This is a genomic window from Afipia sp. GAS231 (assembly GCF_900103365.1).
GTDB lineage: Bacteria > Pseudomonadota > Alphaproteobacteria > Rhizobiales > Xanthobacteraceae > Bradyrhizobium.
In genome coordinates, this window is the sequence record NZ_LT629703.1 from 6,100,939 (window position 1) to 6,122,380 (window position 21,442).

Here is a 21,442-nt window from a genome sequence, read left to right on the forward strand (position 1 = left end):
ACCCGCAGGCGCGACGCCGTGCACGACATGAATGATCCCGATGTCCTGATCGTTGGCGCCGGACCGGTCGGGCTCACGCTGGCGATCGATCTCGCCTGGCGTGGTATCGCCGTGACCGTGGTGGAGACGCGCGCACCTGCCGCGCCGCCCGAGCCGAAATGCAATCACGTCGCCGCCCGCACCATGGAGATTTTTCGGCGGCTCGGCCTTGCCGACAAGGTCCGCAATGCCGGATTGCCGGCAGACTATCCGCACGACATCAGCTACCGCACCTCGTTCACCGGTCAGGAGCTGACGCGGATTCATATTCCCTGCCGGCGCGACCGTTTCACGGCGACCGACGGCCCCGACTGCAACTGGCCGACGCCGGAGCCGCCGCACCGCATCAACCAGATATTTCTGGAGCCGATCCTGTTCGAACATGCGGCCGCGCAGTCGCGCATCCGCATCGTCAACCGCACCACGGTCGAAGACGTCGTGATCGCCGACGATGGCGCGCGCGCCAACCTGCGCGACCTCGATAGCGGCGCCGTCACGCCCGTGAACTGCCGCTATCTGATCGGTTGCGACGGCGCGCGCTCGATCGTTCGCAAGGCGATCGGCGCGGAACTGTCCGGCGATGCCGTGATCCAGCGCGTGCAGTCGACTTACATCCGCGCGCCCGGGCTGATCGATCGCCAGCACAGCGCGCCCGCCTGGGGCACCGGTTCGATCAATCCGCGCCGCTCGGGCATGGTCTATGCGATCGATGGTCGCGAGCGCTGGCTGGTGCACAATTACATGAGGCCAGGCGAGGGCGATTTCGACGAGGTCGATCGCGATGCCTGCCTGCGGACCATCCTCGGCGTCGAAGACGGTTTCAGCTACGAGATCATCTCGAAGGAAGACTGGTATGGACGCCGGCTGATCGCCGACAAGTTTCGCGACCGCTGCGCTTTCATCGTTGGCGACGCCGCCCATATCTGGGTGCCTTATGCCGGCTACGGCATGAATGCCGGCATTGCCGATGCCATGAACCTGTCATGGCTGCTGGCAGCCCATCTCAATGGCTGGGCGCCATCGGCCATTCTCGACGCCTACCAGGCGGAGCGCTGGCCGATCACCAGCCAGGTCTCGCGGTTTGCGATGTCGCATGCAGAAGCTGAAATTCGCCGCCGCGGTTCGGTGCCCGACGAAATCGAGCAGGCGGGGCCAGAAGGCGAGCGCGCGAGACGGGAGGTCGGCCGTCTCACCTACGAGATCAATGTGCAGCAATATGCCTGCGCCGGACTCAATTTCGGCACTTACTACGATCAATCGCCGATCATCGCTTATGACGGTGCGGCCCATCCGGCCTACACGATGGACAGCTACACGCCATCGACGGTGCCGGGTTGTCGCACGCCGCATCTGTGGTGCAGGGACGGCCGCTCGCTCTACGACGCGATGGGGCCGGAATTCACGCTGTTGCGGTTCGATCCCACAGAAGACGTCGCGGCGCTCGATGCCGCCGCACGGCTCCGAGGCGTACCGCTCAGGATTCTTGACGTCGAACGGCCGGAGTCTGCCATCTCAGATGGCTCTGCCATCTACGATGGCGACAAACTGGTTTTGTCCCGGCCGGACCAACATGTGGCATGGCGCAGCAACAGGCTACCCGCCGATTCTGTCGCAACGATAGATCGGGTCCGCGGTGCTGCTATCCAGGCGCGACAGGCCTAGGCCTCGTTCGCGGCAATCGATTCCATCAAGGATACCAGCTGACGCTGAACGGTCTGGTCCTTGATCTTGCTGTACGCGCGCAGCAACCGCAGGCTGAACGAGCTGTCGAGGAAGAGCAGGCTTTCGACTTCCCGCGCCTTGCCGTCACCGTCGTAGAAGAACGTTACCGGCACGTCGAGCGCGGTGGCGATTTGCTGCAAACGGGCAGCGCCGACGCGGTTGACGCCCTTCTCGTACTTCTGGACCTGCTGGAAGCTGACGCCGAGTTTGTCGCCGAGCTCTGCCTGCGAGATCTTCTGCTCCACACGTCGCAGGCGAATCCGCTTGCCCAATTCAATGTCGGGTTTGCCGGCACTGCGTTGCTTCATCTTCTTTGCTGCTGCTCTAGTCATTCTGGTTTTACCGCCCTTCGATCGAGAAGCCCCGGCACAATAGGTCAGGGATTCATCCGTAGTTACTGCGTTAAGTCCGTATCGACTCGTGAATTCCCGTAAGAACCACAGGAGTCTTGAGAGTTTGCCGGATGGAGCCAACCGCATACGCGCATTGGAGGCATCCTGATACCGGCGCTGTCGGCTCGAATCGGCCGTTGGCGCCCAGGGTGAAATTGACGAAACCCCGCAACCTACATTTGCCAAAATATCGGCCAGACCACAACCACCGCGAGTTAGATGGACACAGATTTTGAGAGCATACTTACTATTTTGGCCGGCTGGCCTATCCTCCCACCGGGCCAACCTGACGTCCAGCATCTCATTGTCGGTACTACTACGGAGGTAGGCTGCCGCCCGATGCGCCCTGTCAGCCCGCCGTGACGTCGACCACTTCGGCACCGTCGAGCACGCGCCGCGCCTTGTCGCGGTCGAGATCGTTTTCCCATGCCGCGACGACGACGGTCGCCACGCAGTTGCCGATCAGGTTGCCGAGCGCGCGGGCCATGCCGATGAACCAGTCGACCGACAGCACCAGCACGAGGCCGATGGCAGGAATGCTGGGCACCGCGTTCAGCGTCGCCGCCAGAATGACGATCGCCGAACCCGGCACGCCATGCGCGCCCTTTGACGTGATCAGCGAGACGCCGAGCACCAGCAGCAGGTCGCCGAACGACAGCGGCGTGTTGGTGGCTTGCGCGATGAATACCACCGCCAGCGTCAGATAGATCGAGAACGCATCGAGGTTGAACGAGTAGCCGGTTGGGATCACGAGGCCGACGACCGAATCCTTGACGCCCATCCGTTCCAGCTTGCGCATGATCTGCGGCAGCACGGCATCGGAGGAGGCGGTGGCGAGGACGATCGTCAACTCCTCGCGCAGATAGGACAGGAATTTGAGAATGTTCAGCCCGGCCAGCGCCATCACGCCGCCAAGCACGCCGAAAACGAAGACCGCCACCGAGACGTAGAACAGGGCGACTAGCGACAGCAGTTGCTTGAGCGAGCCGACGCCGTATTTCCCGACGGTGTAGGCGACGGCGCCGAGCACGCCGAGCGGTGCGACGCGCACGATCAGGCCCATCGTGCGGAACAGAACGGTCGACACGGCGTCGATGAAGGAGGTGATTTTTTCGGCCTTTTCGCCGCCCACCAGGGCCACGCTGGTGCCGAACAGGATCGCGAAGAACAAAACCTGCAGCACGTCGTTGCGCGACAGCGCGTCGAACGAGGTGGTCGGGATGATGTTCATCAGGAAGCTGCCGATGCCGCCGCCCTGCAGCTTGTGCGCATTGTCGGCGTAGTTGCTGAGCGCCTTGGCATCGAGCGTCGAGGTGTCGATATTCATGCCATGGCCGGGCCCGAACAGATAGGCGAGCAGCAGGCCTACCACCAGGGCGACCGTGGTCATGACCTCGAAATAAACCAGCGCCTTGACGCCGACCCGTCCGACCTTTTTCAGGTCGCCGGCGCCGGCAATGCCATGCACCACGACGCAGAACACGATCGGCGCCACGATCATCGAGATCAGCTTCAGGAAGGCGTCGCTAAAGATCTTGAGCCCGACGGCGAAGTCGGGCGTGGCCATTCCGAGCACAATCCCGAGCACGAGCGCCACCAGCACCTGGACGAACAGAGAGGTGTAGAGCGGCTTGCGTGCTTCTGCTGGTACCGGTGCTGCGATCGTCGACATGGTCTGCTTTCCCCTGAGGTTTCGACCTAAACGTAGCAAACTATATGCCAAGAAGCGCGAGGCCGCGTCATCAGCAAACAAGCGCGACATCCCCGGCTTGGCCGTAGCATCGGCCGCCCAAGGTATTGCCTCGATTATAGAATCCAGCCGCGGTCAGCCCTCGCTTTCGAGCGCGCAACTCACCGTGTAGACGACGCCGCGGGGCAAAAAATCGACGGTGGCCTCGCCGCCGAGCTGGTCGCGCGCGCTGCGCTCGATCAGCCGCGATCCGAAGCCGCGCTGCACCGGTGCCGTTACGAGGGGACCGCCGGCCTCGGTCCAGATCATCCGCAGTTTGCGTCCGTCGCCTTCCTCGAGCACTTCCCAGTCCAGTGCGACAGTGCCGGTGTCGTTCGACAGCGCGCCGTATTTTGCGGCATTGGTCGCGATCTCGTGCACGATCATCGACAGGATCACGGCGAGCCGCGGCGACAGCGGGACTTTCGGTCCGAACATCCGCATCCGTTCCGGACTGTTGAGGAGATAGGGCCGCAGCACCCCCGCGACCACATCCTGCAACTCGGAGCCCTGCCATTTCTCCTGGCTCAGCAGGTTATGCGCCTCCGCCAATGCTCCGAGCCTCCCTTCGAATTTCTCGCGTTCGGCCCGGCTGGCGCTGCGGAAGGTTTGCGTCGCGATCGACTGCAGGATCGCCAGCGTGTTCTTGACGCGGTGGTTGAGCTCCTCGATCAGGAGATCATGCAGCATCGCGCCGCGGGCGATCGTGGTCGCCATCCGCACCGCAAAGGCAAGGCCTATCATCAGCAGCACGCCGCCAATCACGCTCGCGATCGCGAGGTTGCGCCACAATGGCGCGACCAGCGAACTCTCCGCTACGCCGGCAGCGACCGTCCAGCCCGTGAGCGAGGAGCGTACCACGCTGGTGATCAGCGGCACGCCCTCGAGCGACAGCGACGAAAACGTCGCTTCGGGGGCGTGGAACAACTCGGCATAAAGCGAGGGCGATGCGCGCTTTCCCATCGTATCCAGCGGGTTCGGGACGCGGGCGAAATTGATGCCTTCGCCGTCGAAGATCGAGATCGTCCAGTCCTTGCTTGGACGCTGTTGCTCGATCATGTTCTGGAAAATCTCGATCGGCGGGCTGAACGAGATGTCGTAGATCACCTCGCCGTCGCGGATGACCGGCACCTCGACCGTCACGATCAGGCGGTTCTTGACCGCACCGGTGAACAGGTTGGAGTAGGTCGGCTTCTTTTCCGCAAAGACCTTTTCCACGATCGCGCGATTGTTGCGTAGCGGCAGGTTGGCACTGTCGGATGTGACGGAAGAGAATACCTGGCGGCCTTCGCGATCCGCCACCAACACGACGCCACCTTCGGCATATTGGTCGAGAAAGCCTTGCGCGATACGGCGGAAGCCGTCGAAATCACGATCACGCAGCGCATTTGTCAGCGACAGGACCTGCAGCGCACCGGTCATGCGCTGCATTTCGGCGTCCAGCACCAGGCGAATGCTGCGGACGGTTTCCCCGACGCGCTGGTTGGCGTCGCTGCGGTCCTGTTCGTAGTTGTTGTAAACGATGCCGGCCGCGAAAAGAATCAGCGGCAGCGTGGTTCCCGCGACCAGAAGGGCGAGACGCACTGGCAGTGAGAGCTTTGGCAATGCATGTCCCGGATGGCAATTGCCGCGAGCATAGGAGAAGCGGTTGCAACCGCCAAGGAAATTGGTTTGGAGCGGCCGGGTTCCACGATCACCTTCGTGCGCGGAACCCGGATTAGCTGTCAGAGATTGCTGTCGGTGATCGCGGCATACACCATCGTGCGCAGTTCGCGCCGCAGCGGATAGGCGCTCGAGGGCAGCACCTGCGTCATGAAGATGGTGATCAGCTCTTCCGCCGGATCGATAAAGAACGACGTCGTCGCAGCGCCACCCCAGTTGAATTCGCCGGGGCTGCCCGCGATCAGGGTCTGCGCCGGGTTCATGGTGACGGCAAAGCCGAGACCGAAGCCGATGCCGTTATAGGCCGCCTCGGAGAACAGCGAACGCGACATCGCCGGCAGGTCGACGCCGCCGGGCAGATGGTTCGCCGCCATCAATTTCAGCGTCTTCGGTCCCAGCAGACGGACGCCGCCGAGTTCGCCGCCATTGAGCAGCGCCCGGCAGAAGGTCAGATAGTCTGATGCGGTCGAGCACAGGCCGCCGCCGCCGGAGACCAGCGAGGGCGGTGCAAGGAACGAACTCTTTGTCGGGTCGTCCTGCAGCGTCAGGCTGCCCTTGCGATCGGCGGCGAGCGGATTGAAGCCGCCTTGCGGGTCGGCCGAATAGCAAGCCGCGAACCGATGCGCCTTTTCCTTCGGCACGAAGAAGTCGGTATCGTTCATGCCGAGCGGGCCGAGGATCCGTTCCTTCAGGAATTGCTCGAACGGCATTCCGCTGATCTTGCCGATGAGATAGCCGATCACGTCGGTGGCAACCGAATAGTTCCAGGCTTCGCCCGGCGAAAATTCCAGCGGGATTTTCGCAAGGTCCTCGATCATCGATTGCAGCGTGCCGGACTTGATCACTTCGCCGATCTTGTTCTCGCGATAGGCGGCGTCGACGTTGGAGCGCTGCTGGAAGCCGTATGTCAGGCCAGAGGTGTGGCGCAGCAGGTCGACGATCAGCATCGGCCGCGACGGCGGCCGCGTCAGAAACGCCGGATAGGTGCCGGCCTGGAATACGCCGAGGTTCTTCCATTCCGGAATGTATTTATGGACGGGCTCGTCGAGCGCGACGCGGCCTTCCTCCACCAGCATCATGAAGGCGACCGACGTGATCGGCTTGGTCATCGAATAGATCCGGAAGATGGTGTCGTCCTTGACCGGCACCTTGCGCTCGACATCGGCAAAGCCCTGCACCGTCGAGTGGACGATCTTGCCGCGGCGATAGACCAGCACCTGCGTTCCCGGGAAGCGGCCGGCATCGACATAGCGCTGCTTCAGGTGATTTTCGAGACGGTCGAGCGCCGGCTTGGACATTCCGGCGGATTCGGGCGAGGCGGGGGTGGGGGCTAACATCGGGGCTGATCTCCGGCAGGCTGGGTAGGGTCCTAGATAGCCGAAAAGTGTAGCCTGTTCCAACGGGGCGAGCATACCCTTCGGCGCAACAGTGCTATAGGCTGACGCAGCCATTCGCGCAGCCCGCAGGACAGCCAAAATGACCCAGTTCAACGAGACCGAACTCACCGCCGCCGTGATCAAGAGCTTCGAGGATACGCCAGATCCGCGCGCCAAATTCCTGCTGCAGGAACTGGTGAAGTCGCTGCACGACTATGTCAGCAAGACCGGGCTCACCTTCGAGGAATGGGAATACGCGATCGATTTCCTGACCCGCACCGGCCAGAAATGCACCCCGATCCGGCAGGAGTTCATTCTGCTCTCCGACGTGCTCGGGGTGTCGATGCTGGTCGATGCCGTCAACCATCGCGAGCGCGAGGGCGCCACCGAGACCACCGTGCTCGGCCCGTTCTATGTCGGCGAGCACAAGGTGATGCCGCACGGCACCGACGTCTCGGCCAATCTGCCGGGCGAGCGGATGTTCGTGCAGAGCCGCGTCACCGACCTCAAGGGCAAGCCGCTGGCCAATGTTCCCGTCGACATCTGGCACGCCGACGACGAGGGCTATTACGATTCACAGCGGCCGACCTATGCGACCGAGGGGCCGTCGTCGCGGGCGCGCTTCGTCACTGACGCCGATGGCCGGTTCTTCTTCCGCACCATCCTGCCCTGCAGCTATCCGATTCCGACCGACGGCCCGGTCGGCGAGATGATCATCCAGACCCGCCGCCACGCGATGCGGCCGGCGCATGTGCATTTCCTGGTCAACGCGCCCGGCCACGAGCCGTTGATCACCCACGTCTTCATCGATGGTGACAAGTATCTCAATTCCGACGTGGTGTTCGGGGTCAAGGACGACCTGATTGCCAGAATCGAAAAACGCACCGATGCGCTGATGCCGGATGGCAAGCCGGCGGAGGTGCCGTGGCACCTGATGACCTATGAATTCCACATGAAGCCGGGCCAGGGCGCCGCGCCGAAACCGATGGCGGCAAAGGCTGACGAGCACGCCTGAGGTCGGCTTGAAAGCGCCTGCTCAATTCTTGTGCGCCGCACAATAATTGAGCGAATCGCAAATTTTGGGTGCGAAGAGCGATCCTTGAGGGATAGCCGCGCTCAACCTATATCATATTGAAATACCTAAGTTTTTTGCGCTGCGGGAAGCTTGGCACAAAGCTTGAATAGCTTGTGCCGACGCCACTGATGCCGTCCCTTGAGACCAATTATCCGAATTGTGAAACCGCCGGACAGGGGCCTCCCCTGAACGCGCCCCTATGCGTCTCGCGCGGTGACACCAGACGGACGGCCATTCGACGCAAAGGACACCAGCGCCCATGACGAAGACTGCCAATCCGACTTCCGGCCGCGGCCTTAGCCGCCGCCAGCTGCTGAAAGCGGCCAGCGGGACGGCTGCATTGCTCGCAGCGGCCAAGCTCAATTTCCCGGCCGGCGCGTTCGCGCAAAGTGCCGGCCCGGAAGTGACCAAGGCGACGCTTGGCTTCATCGCGTTGAGCGATGCCGGCCCGCTGTTCGTCGCCAAGGACAAGGGCCTGTTCGCCAAATTCGGCATGCCCGAGGTCGAGGTCGCCAAGCAGGCGTCGTGGGGAACGACCCGCGACAACCTCGTGCTCGGCGGCGAAGGCAACGGCATCGACGGCGCACACATCCTGAGCCCGATGCCGTACCTGATTTCGGCCGGCAAGGTGACGCAGAACAATCAGCCGACGCCGATGTACATCCTGGCGCGGCTCAATCTCGATGCGCAGTGCATCTCGATCGCCAAGGAATATGCCGATCTCAAGGTCGGAGCCGACTCCGCGCCGCTGAAGGCGGTGTTCGAACAGAAGAAGGCCGCCGGCAAGTCGGCGAAGATCGCCATGACCTTCCCGGGCGGCACGCATGACCTGTGGATCCGCTACTGGCTCGCCGCCGGTGGCATCGATCCCGACAAGGACGTCGAGACCATCGTGGTGCCGCCGCCACAGATGGTGGCCAACATGAAGGTCGGCACCATGGACGCCTTCTGCGTCGGCGAACCCTGGAATTTGCAGTTGATCCACCAGGGCATCGGCTACACCGCGGTCAATACCGGCGAGATCTGGAGCAAGCACCCGGAAAAGTCGCTCGGCATGCGCGCAGCCTGGGTCGACAAGAACCCGAAGGCCGCCAAGGCCATTCTGATGGCTGTGATGGAAGCCCAGCAGTGGGCCGACAAGATGGAGAACAAGGCCGAACTCGCCGCCATCATGGGCAAGCGGCAGTGGATGAACTGCCCGGTCGAGGACGTGCTCGATCGCAGCGCCGGCAAGTTCGACTACGGCATTCCCGGCAAGGTGGTCGAGAATTCGCCCCACATCATGAAGTACTGGCGCGACCACGCCTCCTATCCGTTCCAGAGCCATGATCTCTGGTTCATCACCGAGGATATCCGCTGGGGCAAGTACGAAGCGGGCTACGACGCCAAGGCGCTGATCGCCAAGGTCAACCGCGAGGATCTCTGGAAGGATGCCGCCAAGGAACTCGGCGTGGCTTCTTCCGACATCCCGACCTCGACCTCGCGCGGCAAGGAGACCTTCTTCGACGGCAAGGTGTTCGATCCGGAGAATCCCGCAGCGTACCTCAAGTCCCTGTCCATCAAGCGTGTTGACGTCTGATCCAGGCAGGGCCGCGCGCTTGCCGCGTGCGGCCCGCTCTTGAACACGGAGAACCACTTTCAATGTCGATGCCTGCCATGAAAGCCGAAGCCTCTGCCGCGGCAATTCCCGCGACCGTGACCACAGCGGCGCCGGTTGTGACGATGACGCCGAAGCGGGCGCCACGCGCCGACAAATACGCCAAGATGGCGAGGGAGATCGCGGCGCAAGTCGTGCCGCCGCTGATCGTGCTGGCGCTGTTGATGCTGTTCTGGGAACTGGTTTGCCGCCGCACCGGATCGACCCTGCCGCCGCCGTCAAAAGTGTTCAAGGACACCAGGGAATTGATCCTCGATCCGTTCTTCGACCATGGCGGTATCGACAAGGGCCTGTTCTGGCATCTGTCCGCCAGCCTTCAGCGCGTCGCACTCGGCTATTCGATCGCGGCCGTCGTCGGCATCGCGCTCGGTACGCTGGTCGGACAATCGGTCTGGGCGATGCGCGGCCTCGATCCGCTGTTCCAGGTGTTGCGCACGATTCCGCCGCTGGCCTGGTTGCCGCTGGCGCTCGCGGCTTTCCGTGACGGCCAGCCCTCGGCGATCTTCGTCATCTTCATCACCTCGGTGTGGCCGATCATCATCAACACCGCCGTCGGCATCCGCAACATCCCGCAGGATTACCGCAACGTCGCCGCCGTGGTGCAGCTCAACCCGCTGGAGTTCTTCACCAAGGTGATGATCCCGGCAGCAGCTCCCTACATGTTCACCGGCCTGCGCATCGGCATCGGCCTGTCGTGGCTCGCCATCGTCGCGGCCGAAATGTTGATCGGCGGCGTCGGCATCGGCTTCTTCATCTGGGATGCGTGGAATTCCTCGCACATCAGCGAAATCATCCTGGCGCTGTTCTATGTCGGCATCATCGGTTTTGTGCTCGACCGCCTGATCGCGGCGCTCGGCAAGTTCGTGACCCGCGGCACCGCCGCGAACTGAAGGAACATGTCATGCAGGCCTATCTGAAGCTCGACCACATCGACAAATCCTTCACCCGCGGCACCGCCACCACCGAGGTGCTGAAGGAAATCAACCTGACGATCGACAAGGGCGAATACGTCTCGATCATCGGCCATTCCGGCTGCGGCAAGTCGACGATGCTCAACATCGTCGCCGGCCTCACCACCACCACCAACGGCTGCGTGCTGCTGGAGAACCGCGAGGTCAACGCGCCGGGGCCGGATCGCGCGGTGGTGTTCCAGAACCACAGCCTGCTGCCGTGGCTGACGGTCTACGAAAATGTCAGGCTCGGCGTCGACAAGGTGTTCGCCAAGACAAAGACCAAAGCCGAACGCGACGCCTGGGTGATGCACAATCTCAACCTGGTGCAGATGGCCCACGCCAAGGACAAGCGACCGTCGGAAATTTCCGGCGGCATGAAGCAGCGCGTCGGCATCGCCCGCGCACTGGCGATGGAGCCGAAGGTGCTGCTGCTCGACGAGCCCTTTGGCGCGCTCGACGCCTTGACCCGCGCGCATCTGCAGGATTCGGTGATGGCGCTGCACCAGAAGCTCGGCAACACCATTTTGATGATCACCCACGACGTCGACGAGGCTGTGCTGCTGTCGGACCGTATTGTCATGATGACCAACGGCCCGAGTGCACGGATCGGCGAAGTGCTGGAAGTGCCGCTGGCCCGTCCGCGCAAGCGGCTCGAGCTCGCGACCAATCCCGGTTACCTCAAGTGCCGCCAGCGCGTGCTTGAATTCCTTTACGAGCGGCATCGCTTCGTCGAGGCGGCGTAGGCGGCTTCTTCCCAGGCGTTGCAGCTTGAACCAATTTCGCGGAGTTCACGACCAACCGGTTCACCTTTGAAACCTAGGGAGAATTGAGATGAATCCGACGCAGATCAAACTGGTTCAGGACAGCTTCGCCAAGGTCGCGCCGATCTCGGAACAGGCTGCGGTGTTGTTCTACGGCCGCCTGTTCGAGGTCGCGCCATCGGTGCGCGCGATGTTTCCCGACGACATGACCGAGCAACGCAAGAAGTTGATGGCGACACTCGCCCTCGTCGTGGGTGGCCTGAGCAATCTCGAAGCCATTTTGCCGGCCGCGAGCGCGCTCGCCAAGCGTCACGTCAACTATGGCGCGAAGGCCGAGCATTATCCGGTCGTCGGCGGCGCGCTGCTGTGGACGCTGGAAAAGGGATTGGGCGACGCCTGGACTCCTGATGTCGCCGAGGCCTGGACTGCGGCTTATGGCACGCTGTCCGGTTACATGATCGAGGAAGCCTACGGCCGCGCTCAAGCCGCCGAGTAGGAATACGAGGATACGTTCGTGAGCGAACCGCTTGTAATTGTCGGCAATGGCATGGCCGCCGCCCGTCTGGTCGATGAACTGGCGAAGGTGGCGCTCGGTCGCTACGCCATTGCCGTGATCGGCGACGAGCCGCGGCTGGCCTACAACCGCGTATTGCTGTCCTCGGTGCTTGCCGGCGAAACCACGACGCAGGATATCGAACTGCGGCCGGCGTCATGGTGGAGCGCGCGTGGCGTCACGCTGAAATACGGTTGCCGCGCCACCGAGATCGACGTCGGCCGCCGCGAGCTCAAGATCGCCGGCGACGAGAGTGTTCCGTTTTCCAAATTGGTTTTGACCACGGGCTCTTCCGCGCTGCGGCTGAATGTGCCCGGCGCCGATCTCGCCGGCGTGCATACCTTTCGCGACAGCCGCGACGTCGACCTCTTGCTGACTCTGGCGGCGCAACGGAAGCGCGTCGTGGTGGTCGGCGGCGGATTGCTCGGTCTCGAAGCGGCCTATGGGCTGGCCAAGGCCGGCAGCCCGGTGACGCTGATCCATCTGATGGACCGCTTGATGGAACGTCAGCTCGACGCACCAGCGGCGGCGCTGTTGAAATCGCTGGTCGAACGCAAAGGCATCGAGATCCTGCTCAACGCCAACACCGCGCGGATCCACGGCGAGACCCGGGTCGAGGGCGTCGAACTGGTGGATGGCCGCCGGATCGACGCCGACGCGGTGATCTTTGCCGCCGGCATCCGGCCCAACACGGCGCTGGCCAAGGAAGCCGGCATCTCCGTCAATCGCGGCGTCGTCGTCGACGATCATCTGCAAACCGGTGCGTCGGATATCTTTGCGATCGGCGAATGCGCCGAACATCGCGGCATCTGCTACGGGCTGGTCGAGCCGGCCTACGAGCAGGGGCGGGTGCTGGCGCAGCATCTCGCCGGTCGCGAGGCGGCGTATAACGGCAGCGTCGTCGCGACCAATCTGAAGGTCTCCGGCGTCAGCGTGTTCTCCGCGGGAGACTTCATGGGCGGCGAGGGCAGCGAAGCGCTGGTGCTGTCGGACATCAACCACGGCACCTACAAGAAGCTGGTCGTCACGGACGGAAAATTGACCGGTGCGGTCCTGATCGGCGATGTCGGGGATGCGCTCTGGTATCTCGAATTGATCCGTACCCGGCAGCCGACGCAGCGAATTCGCTCCGACATGATGTTCGGCCGCTCGCTCGCCCTTCGTTCAGAGGCAGCATGACCGGATCAACCCCATGAGCGTCGTCGATCCGACCTTACGCGCCACCCGCACCACCTGCGCCTATTGCGGCGTCGGTTGCGGCATCCTGGCGACGCCGGACGGCAGGGGCGGGGCGGCGATAGCGGGCGATCCTGATCATCCCGCCAATTTCGGCCGGCTGTGCTCGAAGGGCTCGGCGCTCGGCGAGACGCTCGGCCTGACCAACCGACTGCTTTACCCGATGATCCGCTGCGACAAGGGAAACATGGAGCGCGTGGCCTGGAGCGACGCGCTCGACCATGTCGCGCATCGGTTTCAGCACATCATCGCGCGCGACGGTCCGGGCGCGGTCGCGTTCTATCTCTCCGGCCAGTTGCTGACCGAGGATTATTACGTCGCCAACAAGCTGATGAAGGGCTTTCTCGGCAGCGCCAATGTCGATACCAATTCGCGGCTCTGCATGGCCTCGTCGGTTGCCGGTCACCGCCGCGCGTTCGGCGCCGACACCGTGCCCGGCTGCTATGAGGATCTCGAACAGGCCGACTTGCTGGTTTTGGTCGGCTCCAATGCGGCCTGGTGCCATCCGGTGCTGTACCAGCGCATGCTTGCGAACAAGCAGCAGCGTGGCGCCCGCATCGTCGTGATCGATCCGCGCCGGACCGACACAGCGGCCGACGACGATCTGTTTCTCGGCCTGAAGCCGGGCACCGATACCGCGTTGTTCAGCGGCTTGCTGGTGTATCTCGCCGATCAAGGCAAGCTCAATGACGATTACATCGCGGCTTACACGTCCGGTTTCGACGATGCGCTGGCCCGCGCGCGCAGCATGGCCGGCAGCATTGGTGCCACCGCGTTGGCAACGGGGCTGTCTGAGGTCGATGTCGCCGCATTCTTCCAGATGTTCGCCAACACCCCGCGCGTGGTCACCCTGTATTCGCAAGGCGTCAACCAGTCGGCGCAGGGCACCGACAAGGTCAACGCCATCGTCAATTGCCATCTCGCGACGGGGCGGATCGGCAAGGTCGGTGCATCGCCGTTCTCGCTGACCGGCCAGCCCAACGCGATGGGAGGCCGCGAGGTCGGCGGGCTCGCCAACCAGCTCGCTGCGCATATGGCGTTCACGCCGCCCGACATCGATCGCGTGCGCCGGTTCTGGAAGGCGCCGCGCATCGCCACCCATGAAGGGCTGAAGGCCGTTCAGATGTTCGAGGCGATCGCGCGCGGCGAGATCAAGGCGCTGTGGGTGATGGGTACCAACCCGGCGGTGTCGCTACCCAATGCCGACGTCGTCCGCGAGGCGCTGAAGAAACTCGAACTGTTCGTCGTGTCCGAGAACGTAGTCTCCAATGACACGGTCGATGCCGGGCCGCATGTGCTGCTACCGGCAGAAGCCTGGGGCGAGAAATCCGGCACCGTGACCAATTCGGAACGTCGCATCTCCCGTCAGCGCGCCTTCATCGACGCGGCGGGCGAGGCCAAACCCGACTGGTGGATCCTTGGCGAGGTCGCCAAACGCCTCGGCTTCGGCGCGGCGTTCAACTTCGAGTCGGCTGCGGATATTTTCCGCGAGCACGCAGCACTCTCCGCCTTCGAGAACGAGGGCGAGCGTGATTTCGATATCGGCGGGCTGAAGGCGCTGTCGGATGAGGCGTTCGATGCGATGGCGCCCGTGCAATGGCCGATCCGGCAAAATGCGCAGCCGCAGGCGCGCTTCTTTGCCGAGGGCGGCTTCTTCACCAACGATCGCAAGGCCCGTTTCATTGCGCCGGAAATCCCCGCGTTGCGGACCGAGACCACGGCAGCAAGGCCGCTGCGGCTCAACACCGGCCGCATCCGCGACCAGTGGCACACCATGACCCGTTCCGGCGAAAGCCCGCGGCTCGGCCAGCATCTGCCGGAGCCGTTCGTCGAGGTTCACCCTGATGACGCCGCGCGGCACGGCGTTGCCGATGGCAGTTTCGCGCGGGTGACGACCGATTACGGACAATGCACGCTTCGTGTTGTCGTCAGCGAGCGGCAGCAGCGCGGCATGCTGTTCGCGCCGATCCACTGGAGCGAGGCCAATGCGACCGGCGCGCGCGTCGGTTCTCTGGTCGCGCCCTTTACCGATGCGTTCTCTGGCCAGCCCGAGAACAAGGCGACGCCGGCGTCGATTACACCTTACGAATATGTGTTCCGCGGCTTTGCGTTGTCGCGCAAGCCGCTCACGCTGCCCGCGCATGCATGGGCGGCGCGGGTCGCGGTCAATGGTGGTTATGGCTATCTGCTCGCCGACAATGCCGACTTGAGCGGCTGGCAATCCTGGCTGAAGTCGTTCACATCAGAAGAACTCGCCGAGTACAAGGATTTCGGCGGCGGCGTCTATCGTGCTGCGTCGTTTGCCGGCGACCGCATCGAGACCTGCCTGTTCATCGGGCCGGCGGGCGATGCCGGTGACTGGAACGTCGTCAAGGGCCTGTTCGCGGCGGATGCGCTTACGAACGAGCAGCGCCGCATGCTGCTCTCGGGCAAGTCGGCCGACGGCCTTGCCGATGCCGGCCCGATCGTCTGCGCCTGCTTCGGCGTCGGCCGCAACACCATCTGCGACACCATCGCTGGCGGGGCGCGCAGCGCCGCCGACATCGGCGCCAAGCTCAAGGCCGGCACCAATTGCGGTTCCTGCATTCCGGAGTTGAAACGGCTGATCGCGCAGACGGGGTCGGCTGCGGTACCGCAGAAACTGGCCGTCGCGAATTAAGCTCTCTCAGCCGTCATTGCGAGCGAAGCGAAGCAATCCAGTCTTGCCGTACGAAGAAAGACTGGATTGCTTCGTCGCTTCACTCCTCGCAATGACGAAGGAGGCAAGTAATCGACGCCCCCTACAACGTCCTCTATGGTGCGCCCGTTCCAACACGGGTGAACCAAGAAAATGATGTATCTGGAAACGCCGCCGAAACTGATCCCGACCGAAGTCTTCTCGGCGATGCCCGCCGAATTCCGCCGTCCGGTGCGCACCGAATGGGCCGACGCCAACCGGCCCGGCGCCACCACCGATTGTTTCATCGAAGGCCCGTCATTCGATGCCGACGGCAATCTCTACATCGTCGACATTCCCTTCGGACGCATTTTTCGAATTTCGCCCGACAAGAAATGGTCGCTTGTGGTCGAATATGATGGCTGGCCGAACGGACTGAAGATCAGCCGTGACGGCCGCATCCTGGTCGCCGACTACCGCAACGGCATCATGGAGCTCGATCCGCGCGCTGGGCGGATGCACAACGTGCTGAGGTCGCGCAACTCGGAATCCTTCAGGGGTTGCAACGACCTTCATATCGCTTCCAATGGCGACATCTACTTCACCGATCAGGGCCAGACCGGCCTGCACGATCCGACCGGCCGCGTCTACCGGCTCAAGACCGACGGCCGTCTCGATTGCCTGATCGATACCGGCATCAGCCCCAACGGCCTGGTGCTCGATCCCCACGAGGCGGTGCTGTTCGTGGCGATGACTCGCGACAACGCGGTGTGGCGGATGCCGTTCATGAAGGACGGCAGCGTCTCCAAGGTCGGACGCTTCTGCTCGACCTTCGGCCCGAGCGGCCCCGACGGCATGACGATGGACAAAGCCGGCCGCCTGTTCGTCGCCCATGCCTCGTTGGGACATGTCTTCGTGTTCGCACCCAATGGCGAGCTGATCGCGCGCATCAAGTCGTGCGCGGGGCAGAGCTGCACCAATGTCGCGATTGGTGGAAAGAACGCGGATCGGCTTTACATCACGGAGTCGGTGACGGGCACGGTGCTGGTGGCTGACATCGGCGGGCTCGGTAGTTAAGACCGTCATTGCGAGCGAAGCGAAGCAATCCATCTTGCCGCACGAAGGAAGAATGGATTGCTTCGTCGCTTCGCTCCTCGCAATGACGGCGTGTGCCGCCTCACATCTTCCTGTTCTTCGCATTGACCGCGATCGCCGCTGCGGCGGTGCGGTTCTCCACGCCGAGCTTGGAGTAGATCTGCTCGAGATGCTTGTCGACGGTGCGCGGGCTCAAGCCCAGGATCTGCGCGATGTCGCGGTTGGTCTTGCCCTTTGAGAGCCACTGCAGCACTTCGCCCTCGCGCGTCGTCAGGCCGAGTTCGCTGGAGAATTCGGCCGGCGTTTCGGCGCCGGAATCCTTGGCGAGCCGCAGCAGGAATTCGTTCGGGCCGAGCTTGCCCATATATTGCAGCCGAAGCTGTTCGTTGCCGGGGAACGCCGCCATCACGGCGGCCTTGGAGCCGGCCTTGCCTTTCTGGGCCTGATCGAGCCACTGCGGCATCGGATCGGGCAGCACGAAGTCGTCGTCCGCGTCGGCCGCCAGCGTGTCAGCCAGCAGTTTTTGCGCCTGCGGCGTCGCCCACATGATCTTGCCGGCGTCGTTCACCGCCAGCAGATAGCGCCCGGAGACGTCGAGCGCGGCGTGAGCGCTTTGTGTCAGCCGCGCGTTCGCAAGGTGGACGCGAATGCGCGCCAGCATTTCCTCAATCGCAATCGGCTTGGTGACATAGTCGACGCCGCCGGCCTCCAGGCCGCGCACGATGTGTTCGGTTTCGGCGAGGCCCGTCATGAAGATGATCGGCACGTTGTCGAGGCCGGCGTCGCGCTTCAGCCGCCGGCAGGTCTCAAAACCGTCCATGCCGGGCATCACCGCATCCATCAGCACGATGTCGGGCGTGATCTGGTCGACGATCCGCATCGCGGAGGCGCCGTCGAGCGCGACCATGACGGTCATGCCGGCGCCGTCGAGCGCGTCGGTCAGTAGTCGCAGGGTTTCCGGCGAATCGTCGACGACGAGGGCGACGTCGCGCTTTTTGGGATCAGTGATCATAGCTGTGCAGGGTTTTCAATGTGGCCATGTACTGGTCGAGGTCGAAGCGGTCGACCAGGGAGCGCATTTGCGAGACGAAGTCGGCATGTTCGGGGTAATCGCTGCCGATCTCGTCGAGTTTGACCTGGATGGCTCTGATATAACCGAGTTGTCCGAGACCAATGAGTTCCTCGACATGCTTCACCGGCGGCCGCGAGCCGGTTTCGGGTTTCCAGTGCGGGACGGGGATTTGATCGGCCTCGTATTGCCATTGCAGCTTGAGCAACTGGCGGATGGATTCCAATAGCCGGGGAATGTCGATCGGCTTCATCATATAGCCGTCATGGAACGGCTGCGCCAGCGGCGCACCGTGCGCTTCCAGTGCACTCGCCGATACCATCAGGATGCGCGCCTGATGATGGCCGTTGGTGCGCAGCGTTTCCGCCACCGTCCAGCCGTCCATGCCGGCCATGGAGATGTCGAGCAGGAACAAATCGGGTCGGCAGTGCTGCGCCAGCGCCAGGCACGCGGCGCCGTCGGGCGCGCTGAGCAGGATGAAGCCGAGCGGCGTCAACACCTCGCGCAACAGGTCGCGCTGGGTCGGATCGTCGTCGGTAATCATGATGGTCTTGCGCGGGCCGAGATAGCCGTAGATCGGGGCTTCGACCGGCGCGATCCGGGTCGGGTTGGTCACTTCGGACAGCAGCATCTTGACCTTGAAGGTGCTGCCGGCGCCGACCGTGCTCGAGACCTTGATGTCGCCGCCCATCACGCCGGCGAGCAGCCGGCTGATGGTGAGGCCGAGGCCTGTACCGGTCTGCGGCTGCGAGATGCCGAGCGCGCCGCGCTCGAACGGTGCGAAGATGCGTTCGAGATCACTGGCCTGGATGCCGGGGCCGGTATCGATGATTTCGAATTCGGCGACCGGGCTGCGGTAATGCACCACGAAGTGCACGCTGCCGGCCTGCGTGAATTTTAGCGCATTCGACAGCAGATTGATCAGCACCTGCCGCAGCCGCTTCTCGTCGGCGTAGACGACGACCGGCAGCACCGAAGGCCGCTTGAACACGAAGTCGATGCCCTTGGCGGCGGCTTGCACCCGGAACATGCCGACCAGTTGGTCGAGAAATTCGCTCAAGCGCACCTCGTCGCGCGACAGATAGAGCCGGCCGGCCTCGATCTTGGAGATATCGAGGATGCCGTCGATCAGTCCCGACAGATGGTCGGCGCTGCGGCGGACCACGCGCACCTGGTCGCGCGGTTTGGTGTTCAGGCTGGCGTCCTGTTCCAGCAATTGCGCATAGCCGGAGATGGCGTTCAGCGGCGAGCGCAGTTCGTGGCTGAGGCCGACGACGTAGCGGCTCTTGGCAAGATTCGCCGACTCCGCGACTTCCTTGGCGCGCTGCAGTTCGGCGTCGGTGCGCTTGTGGGCGTCGATTTCGTTGATCAGTAGCGCGGTCTGCCGTCGCGTCTCTTCTTCGGCGGCACGCCGGCTCTGTTGCGCCAGCACGAACAGCCATGCCACGACGCCGATGATGATGGTGAGCGCGAAGAACACCTTCCAGAGCACGTCCGCAAGCAGGCCGTCGGCATGTACGGTCGCCGAGGTTTGCAGATAGATCAGCGCGAGCGTCAGCCCGACCAATCCCGCCGACACGACGAAGACGCCGAGATAATGCCCGAACTGGGAATTGACGCGGGCGTAGATCGGTTTCGGCACCAGTTTGCCCACCACTTCGGAAACCTGCGCGCCGATCCGCGCGTGCGGCTTGCAGAGGTCGTGGCAGCGTGCGTCGAGCGAGCAGCACAGCGAACAGATCGGGCCGCCATAAGCGGGGCAGGAGGCCATATCCTCGGGCTCGAACGAGTGTTCGCAGATACAGCACTGGATCGATTCGAGATTTTGCCAGCTGCGCTTGGGCTTGCGCGCGATGTAATATTTGCCGTCGGTGGCCCATGCGATCAGCGGTGCGGTGACAAAGGCGACCGCGAGTGCGACGAAGGCGGACAGCGCTTTCGCCGTCGGCCCGAACAGGCCGTAAAACGCGCTGATAGAGACGATGGTCGCGATCAGCATCGCGCCGACGCCGACCGGGTTGATGTCGTAGAGATGGGCGCGCTTGAACTCGATATGCTGCGGGCGAAGCCGTAGCGGTTTGTTGACGACGAGGTCGGCGACCAGCGCGCCAACCCAGGCGATCGCGACGTTGGAGTAGAGCGCCAGTGTCTGTTCCAGCGCCTTGTAGACGCCGATTTCCATCAACAGCAGCGCCACCACGACGTTGAAGACCAGCCACACCACGCGGCCGGGATGGCTGTGGGTCAGGCGCGAGAAGAAATTCGACCACGCGATCGAACCAGCATAGGCGTTGGTGACGTTGATCTTGACCTGCGAAAGGATCACGAAAGTGCCCGTCAAGGCGAGCGCCAGATCCGGCTGCGACAGTACGTAGCGAAACGCTTCGAGATACATATGCGCGGGCTCGGCGGCGTGCTCTTCGGAGATGCCGTGGCTCAGCGCGAAGAAGGCGAGGAACGATCCTGCCATCAGCTTGAGGGCACCGGCGCCGATCCAACCCGGTCCGGCGGAGAGCATGGCGATCCACCAGGATCGGCGCGAGGTTCGCCGGTCGCGCGGCAGGAAGCGCAGGAAGTCGACCTGCTCGCCGATCTGCGCCACCAGCGCAAACACCACAGATGCAGCGCTGCCGAACAGCATCAGGTCAAGCTGACCGGTCGGGTTGCCGTGTTCTCCGGAAAAGCTCCGCCATTCGGCAAAGGAATGCGGATTGGCCCAGGCAATCGCCGCGAAGGGCAGGAGGTTGAGAATGATCCAGACCGGCTGCGTCCACAGCTGGAAGCGGCTGATCAGCGTGATGCCGTAGGTCACCAGCGGAATAATGACCACTGCGCTGATGAGATAGCCGATCGGACGCGGAATGCCGAAGCACATCTCCAATGCGGTCGCGAGAATGACCGCCTCGATCGCAAAGAAGATGAAGGTAAAGGACGCGTAGATCAGCGATGTAATCGTCGAGCCGATGTAGCCGAAGCCGGCGCCGCGGGTCAGCAGGTCGATATCGATGCCGCATTTGGCGGCATGGTAGGCAATCGGCAGTCCGCAGCAGAAGATGATGACACTGACCACCAGAATGGCAGCGGTGGCGTTTGTCGCGCCATAGTTAAGCGTGATGGTTCCGCCGATGGCTTCCAGCGCCAGAAAAGAGATCGCGCCCAGCGCGGTGTTGGCGACGCGGGCGGCCGACCATCGCCGCGCGCTCTTGGCGGTGAAGCGCAGCGCGTAGTCTTCCAGCGTCTGGTTGGCAACCCATTGATTATATTGGCGCCTGACGCGGTCTATCCGCTGCCGCCCTGCCACTTCGTACTCCTGACCGCAAACGACCGAACCCCCACGGGCTTAGGGAGTCGTCAGCAAACCCCGTACCAAAACCTACGTCGCTATTTTGCGGTGCAATATACGCGATCTCACGTATCTGTGCACTGCACAAATTCAGCAATCCTGACCCCGCCAATAACGCGTCCTC

The 21,442-nt window shown here is 63.2% G+C and carries 15 protein-coding genes; 9 read left to right on the forward strand and 6 right to left on the reverse strand.

All coding sequences use genetic code 11. The annotated features are described in order from the left end of the window. Positions 1-27 precede the first annotated feature (27 nt). Positions 28-1,701, forward strand: a complete 1,674-nt coding sequence (locus tag BLS26_RS28830) for an FAD-dependent oxidoreductase (RefSeq protein ID WP_092515891.1) — start codon at positions 28-30, stop codon at positions 1,699-1,701. Here the strand turns inward: BLS26_RS28830 and BLS26_RS28835 are convergent. From BLS26_RS28835 to BLS26_RS28850, 4 genes are all read right to left on the reverse strand, one after another. Continuing rightward, complete coding sequence (locus BLS26_RS28835; protein WP_027536503.1) at positions 1,698-2,093, reverse strand: helix-turn-helix domain-containing protein; 396 nt, start codon at positions 2,091-2,093, stop codon at positions 1,698-1,700. The genes BLS26_RS28830 and BLS26_RS28835 overlap by 4 nt on opposite strands. Before the next feature lie 409 nt (positions 2,094-2,502). Continuing rightward, positions 2,503-3,825: a dicarboxylate/amino acid:cation symporter gene (locus BLS26_RS28840; protein WP_092515892.1), complete on the reverse strand. Its 1,323-nt coding sequence runs from the start codon at positions 3,823-3,825 to the stop codon at positions 2,503-2,505. Between the two features lie 153 nt (positions 3,826-3,978). Continuing rightward, on the reverse strand, positions 3,979-5,487 hold the full coding sequence (locus BLS26_RS28845; protein ID WP_092515893.1) for a sensor histidine kinase: 1,509 nt from the start codon (positions 5,485-5,487) through the stop codon (positions 3,979-3,981). Between the two features lie 119 nt (positions 5,488-5,606). Continuing rightward, positions 5,607-6,881, reverse strand: coding sequence for a serine hydrolase (locus BLS26_RS28850; protein WP_092515894.1), 1,275 nt, complete (start codon positions 6,879-6,881; stop codon positions 5,607-5,609). Between the two features lie 139 nt (positions 6,882-7,020). On the opposite strand from BLS26_RS28850, the gene BLS26_RS28855 reads away from it, so the two are divergent. The 8 genes from BLS26_RS28855 to BLS26_RS28890 all read left to right on the forward strand — a co-directional run bounded on the left by BLS26_RS28855 (position 7,021) and on the right by BLS26_RS28890 (position 16,888). Beyond that, a complete protein-coding gene (locus BLS26_RS28855) occupies positions 7,021-7,935 on the forward strand; it encodes a dioxygenase (protein WP_092515895.1) in 915 nt (304 codons plus the stop codon). 319 nt (positions 7,936-8,254) lie between these two features. Continuing rightward, the gene (locus BLS26_RS28860) at positions 8,255-9,574 is read left to right on the forward strand and encodes a CmpA/NrtA family ABC transporter substrate-binding protein (RefSeq protein ID WP_092515896.1); all 1,320 of its coding nucleotides are present in this window, start codon (positions 8,255-8,257) and stop codon (positions 9,572-9,574) included. Between the two features lie 62 nt (positions 9,575-9,636). Continuing rightward, positions 9,637-10,542, forward strand: coding sequence for a nitrate ABC transporter permease (ntrB, locus tag BLS26_RS28865; protein ID WP_092515897.1), 906 nt, complete (start codon positions 9,637-9,639; stop codon positions 10,540-10,542). An 11-nt stretch (positions 10,543-10,553) separates the two neighbouring features. Continuing rightward, complete coding sequence (locus BLS26_RS28870) at positions 10,554-11,348, forward strand: ABC transporter ATP-binding protein (RefSeq protein WP_092515898.1); 795 nt, start codon at positions 10,554-10,556, stop codon at positions 11,346-11,348. Positions 11,349-11,436: 88 nt separating this feature from the next. Next, positions 11,437-11,862 carry a globin family protein gene (locus BLS26_RS28875; RefSeq protein WP_092515899.1) on the forward strand — a complete coding sequence of 142 codons (426 nt, stop codon included), beginning with the start codon at positions 11,437-11,439 and terminating at the stop codon, positions 11,860-11,862. A gap of 18 nt (positions 11,863-11,880) precedes the next feature. Next, positions 11,881-13,098: an NAD(P)/FAD-dependent oxidoreductase gene (locus BLS26_RS28880; protein WP_092515900.1), complete on the forward strand. Its 1,218-nt coding sequence runs from the start codon at positions 11,881-11,883 to the stop codon at positions 13,096-13,098. Positions 13,099-13,111: 13 nt separating this feature from the next. Next, entirely contained in the window at positions 13,112-15,814 is a 2,703-nt protein-coding gene (locus BLS26_RS28885; RefSeq protein WP_092515901.1) for a nitrate reductase, read from the forward strand. A gap of 171 nt (positions 15,815-15,985) precedes the next feature. Further along, on the forward strand, positions 15,986-16,888 hold the full coding sequence (locus BLS26_RS28890; RefSeq protein ID WP_172804723.1) for an SMP-30/gluconolactonase/LRE family protein: 903 nt from the start codon (positions 15,986-15,988) through the stop codon (positions 16,886-16,888). Between the two features lie 100 nt (positions 16,889-16,988). Here BLS26_RS28890 and BLS26_RS28895 read toward each other — a convergent pair whose 3' ends face one another. Then, complete coding sequence (locus BLS26_RS28895) at positions 16,989-17,918, reverse strand: response regulator (RefSeq protein ID WP_092515903.1); 930 nt, start codon at positions 17,916-17,918, stop codon at positions 16,989-16,991. Next, positions 17,908-21,276 carry an ATP-binding protein gene (locus BLS26_RS28900; RefSeq protein ID WP_092515904.1) on the reverse strand — a complete coding sequence of 1,123 codons (3,369 nt, stop codon included), beginning with the start codon at positions 21,274-21,276 and terminating at the stop codon, positions 17,908-17,910. Before BLS26_RS28900 ends, BLS26_RS28895 begins: the two co-directional genes overlap by 11 nt. Positions 21,277-21,442 lie beyond the last annotated feature (166 nt).

Excerpts from the sequence above, each read along its gene's own strand:
- BLS26_RS28830 (WP_092515891.1), top strand. The coding sequence starts at position 28 with ATGAATGATCCCGATGTCCTGATCGTTGGCGCCGGACCGGTCGGGCTC.
- BLS26_RS28835 (WP_027536503.1), bottom strand. The coding sequence starts at position 2,093 with ATGACTAGAGCAGCAGCAAAGAAGATGAAGCAACGCAGTGCCGGCAAA.
- BLS26_RS28840 (WP_092515892.1), bottom strand. The coding sequence starts at position 3,825 with ATGTCGACGATCGCAGCACCGGTACCAGCAGAAGCACGCAAGCCGCTC.
- BLS26_RS28850 (WP_092515894.1), bottom strand. The coding sequence starts at position 6,881 with ATGTTAGCCCCCACCCCCGCCTCGCCCGAATCCGCCGGAATGTCCAAG.
- BLS26_RS28855 (WP_092515895.1), top strand. The coding sequence starts at position 7,021 with ATGACCCAGTTCAACGAGACCGAACTCACCGCCGCCGTGATCAAGAGC.
- BLS26_RS28860 (WP_092515896.1), top strand. The coding sequence starts at position 8,255 with ATGACGAAGACTGCCAATCCGACTTCCGGCCGCGGCCTTAGCCGCCGC.
- ntrB (WP_092515897.1), top strand. The coding sequence starts at position 9,637 with ATGTCGATGCCTGCCATGAAAGCCGAAGCCTCTGCCGCGGCAATTCCC.
- BLS26_RS28870 (WP_092515898.1), top strand. The coding sequence starts at position 10,554 with ATGCAGGCCTATCTGAAGCTCGACCACATCGACAAATCCTTCACCCGC.
- BLS26_RS28875 (WP_092515899.1), top strand. The coding sequence starts at position 11,437 with ATGAATCCGACGCAGATCAAACTGGTTCAGGACAGCTTCGCCAAGGTC.
- BLS26_RS28885 (WP_092515901.1), top strand. The coding sequence starts at position 13,112 with ATGAGCGTCGTCGATCCGACCTTACGCGCCACCCGCACCACCTGCGCC.
- BLS26_RS28890 (WP_172804723.1), top strand. The coding sequence starts at position 15,986 with ATGATGTATCTGGAAACGCCGCCGAAACTGATCCCGACCGAAGTCTTC.
- BLS26_RS28895 (WP_092515903.1), bottom strand. The coding sequence starts at position 17,918 with ATGATCACTGATCCCAAAAAGCGCGACGTCGCCCTCGTCGTCGACGAT.